This is a genomic window from Thiohalocapsa sp. (genome assembly GCF_019695415.1).
Classification (GTDB): Bacteria; Pseudomonadota; Gammaproteobacteria; order Chromatiales; family Chromatiaceae; genus Thiohalocapsa.
The window spans coordinates 5,515-8,888 of sequence record NZ_JAIFKJ010000543.1; the positions used below are offsets into that span (position 1 = coordinate 5,515).

Annotated in this window: 2 protein-coding genes; both read left to right on the top strand. The window is 66.3% G+C overall.

Going from position 1 to position 3,374, the window contains the following annotated elements; translation table 11 throughout:
• A partial coding sequence (locus I6U14_RS15035) for a DUF3141 domain-containing protein (protein ID WP_296900334.1) occupies positions 1-2,296 on the top strand: 2,296 nt, incomplete at its 5' end.
• Positions 2,297-2,300: 4 nt separating this feature from the next.
• On the top strand, positions 2,301-3,257 hold the full coding sequence (locus I6U14_RS15040) for an alpha/beta hydrolase (protein WP_296900335.1): 957 nt from the start codon (positions 2,301-2,303) through the stop codon (positions 3,255-3,257).
• The last annotated feature ends 117 nt before the right edge of the window (positions 3,258-3,374 follow it).

The following is a 3,374-nucleotide window of genomic DNA, read 5'->3' on the forward strand; positions in this document are numbered from 1 at the left end:
GTCCCTCGACGGCCACGATGACGCCTACGTCCAGTATGGCCGCGACCTCGGCTTCATCGCCCAGGCTCATGGCAAGCAGGCGCTGGAAACCACCCAGAAGAACGCCCAGCACAACGCGGAGACTTGGCAGCAGGTCATGGGTGCCATGGCGACGCCGATGCTGGCGCAGCACTGGTGGCAGTACCTCCTCGACGGCGCGCAGCGCGCGGTGCTCTACACCGATGCCATGCGCGAGCGCGGGAATTACTTCGTCGAGCACGAGGAAGGCAGCCACAAGACCGTGCTCAGCTGGGACCACGAAATCGTGGTCGACGGCACCAAGCTGGCACGGCCGGTGAACTACTCCCTGGTGCGCATCACCCCGCCGGAGGGCGTGACGGTGCGCGAGGACGGCCGCCCCTATATCATCATTGATCCGCGCGCCGGCCACGGCTCCGGCATCGGCGGCTTCAAGCACGCAAGCGAGGTGGGCGCGGCCATCCACGGTGGCCACCCCACCTATTTCGTCACCTTCACCCGTATGCCCATGCCCGGGCAGACGCTGGCAGACGTGACGGCAGCCGAGGCGGACTTCGTGCGCGAGGTCCGCCGCCGCCACCCGGACTCGCCCAAGCCCGTGATCATCGGCAACTGCCAAGGCGGCTGGGCCTCCATGCTGCTCGCCGCCACCAACCCGGACATCACAGGTCCGGTGGTGGCCAACGGCGCGCCGCTCTCCTACTGGGCCGGGCAGAAGGGCAAGAACCCCATGCGCTACCTGGGCGGGCTCGTCGGCGGTGCCAGCACGGTGCATATGCTCGGGGATCTCGGCAACGGCATGTTCGACGGCGCCAATCTGGTGTTCAACTTCGAGCGGCTCTCGCCCAGCAACACCTGGTGGGAGAAGTACTACACCCTGTGGGACAAGATCGACACCGAGGTGCCGCGCTTCGTGGGCTTCGAGCGCTGGTGGGGCAGCTTCTATTACATGACCACCGACGAGATCGCGTGGATCGTCGAGAACCTCTTCGTCGGCAACCGCCTCGGCCGCGGCAAGGCGCATCTGAACGAGCGCACCCATGTGGACCTGCGCGAGGTGAACTCGCCCATCATCATCTTCGCCTCCCACGGGGACAACATCACGCCGCCGCAGCAGGCGCTGGGCTGGGTCGCCGACCATTACACCGATGTTGCCGAGATCAAGGCCCGCGGGCAGCGCATTCTCTACACTCTACATCCGAGCGTCGGGCACCTCGGCATCTTCGTGTCCTCGTCGGTGGCGAAGAAGGAGCACGGAGAGATCGTCTCCACGCTCAAGGCCATCGAGGCACTGGCGCCAGGCCTGTACGAGATGGTCATCGCCGAGGAGCAGGGCGAAGGCGTGGACAAGACCTTCAAGGTCGCCTTCGCCGAGCGCAGCATCGAGCAGATGATGGCGCAGTGCGGTGGCGATGACTCCGACAAGCCCTTCGCCACGGTGGCGCGCTTCTCGGAGCTCGGCACCGAGGTTTATGACCTGGCCGTGCGGCCCTTCCTGCGCGCCATGAGTAACCAGGCCACCGCTGAGCTGATGGCCCACACCAGCCCGATGCGCCTGCAGCGCTGGCTCGCAAGCGACCGCAACCCGGCCATGCAGCCGGTGAAGAGCCTCGCCGAGCAAGTGCGCGACAACCGTCAAGCGGCGCCGGATGACAACCCCTTCCGCCAGCTGGAGCGCTTCAACGCCAAGCTGGTGACCCAGTGGTGGGACGGCGTGCGCGATGTGCAGAACGCCATGATCGAATGGAACTTCCACTTGCTCTGGGGCGCGCCGCCGGTGCAGGCGCTCGGCGAGCGCTTAAGCCGGACTGTCGCCAAGTCCGAGCCGCGAGAGGACCTGCGCACCCTCACCGAAGTGCAGGACGCCTTGGACCGCATCGAGCTCGGTGACTTCGCCGACGGCGTCATCCGCATGCTGATCTTCCTCGCCAACTCCCGCAAGGAGGTCCGCCGCTCGCGGCTGGAGCGCTCCAACCAGATGCTGCTTGCCACCGAGCCCTTCGCCAGCATGAAGCCCAAGCACCGCACGCGTATGATCCACAAAGAGTCGCTCATTGTCGGCTATGAGCCGGAGGCCGCCATGGCCGCGCTGCCGAAGCTGCTGCGCACGGAGGATGAGCGCAAAGGCGCACTGGAGCTGTGCGAGCAGATCGCTGGGCCCCGCGAGGAGATGAGCCGAGAGACCATCGACATGATGAACCGCCTACGTCTGACCCTCGGCGAAGAGCCGATGGCGGTTCTCGCCGATGAACAGGGTAACGTGATACGGATCGCTTGATCGGATGCACAACCAGCGCGACGCCGCCATTCCGACACCGCTGCGTGAGTGGCTCGAGCAAACGCGCGCGGCGAAGGCGGCGGCGCATGCCAACGGCTATCGCCGCACGGTGATCAATGCGCGGGAGACCTTCGATGCACTTATCCGTACCTTCGTCACCGACCGGCCCGAAGTGGCGCTGGTGCGCGATGATGTCATTCTGGGGCCCGACTATGCGGTGCCCGTGCGCCTCTACCATCCGGCGCCGGACGAGGCGCGCCCCGTCGCCCTCTTTCTGCACGGCGGCGGGCACGTTGCGGGCAGCGTGGCCGCATATGATCCCATCGCCCGGAAGCTCGCACTGGCCACCGGACGAGTGATCGTCGCGGTGGAGTACCGGCTCGCACCTGAGTGCCCCTATCCGGCAGCCCTGCGGGACAGCATGGCCTGTGCGAAGCTTATTTTTCACTGTCTCAGCGGGCAGCGGCTGCGCCATGCGCGCCGGCTCGCGCTCATCGGCGACAGCGCCGGCGGGGCGCTCTGCGCGACCGTCTCCCACCTCGCGCAGTATGAACCCGATGTGGCGATTGAGGCCCAGGCGCTCTTGTACCCGAGTCTAGACTACAGCCTCGCCCAGCCCTCGGTGATGGAGAACGCAGAGGGCTACCTGCTGGAGCGCGAGCGTATCCTGTGGCTGTTCGACAGCTATCTGCAAGGCCACGAGAATCGCCGGGCGATCTCGCCCTTGTTCATGGATATCACCGAGCGGTATCCGCGCACGCTGGTCTTGACGGCCGAATTCGATCCCCTACGCGACGAGGGTATCGCCTATGTGGAGCGGTTGCGCGAACACAGCATCGCAACCGAGCACTGGCCGATGTCCGGCATGGTGCACGCCTATCTGAACCTCGAGGATCTGGTGCCGGAGGCCTGCGCCGAGACATACACCGCCGTGGGGCATTTTCTGGATGCAGGCGGCTGAACGACGGGAGCGAGCGACGCCCAGACTGGGGATGGCCGCTGCGGATGCAGTGGCCGCGCTAACGGCGCTGGCTCGTCCCGCGGGCCTACCAGGGCGAAGGCGAGCCCTGATTCCGTC

Coding starts and splice junctions, on each gene's coding strand:
- I6U14_RS15040 (WP_296900335.1), top strand. CDS start 2,301: ATGCACAACCAGCGCGACGCCGCCATTCCGACACCGCTGCGTGAGTGG.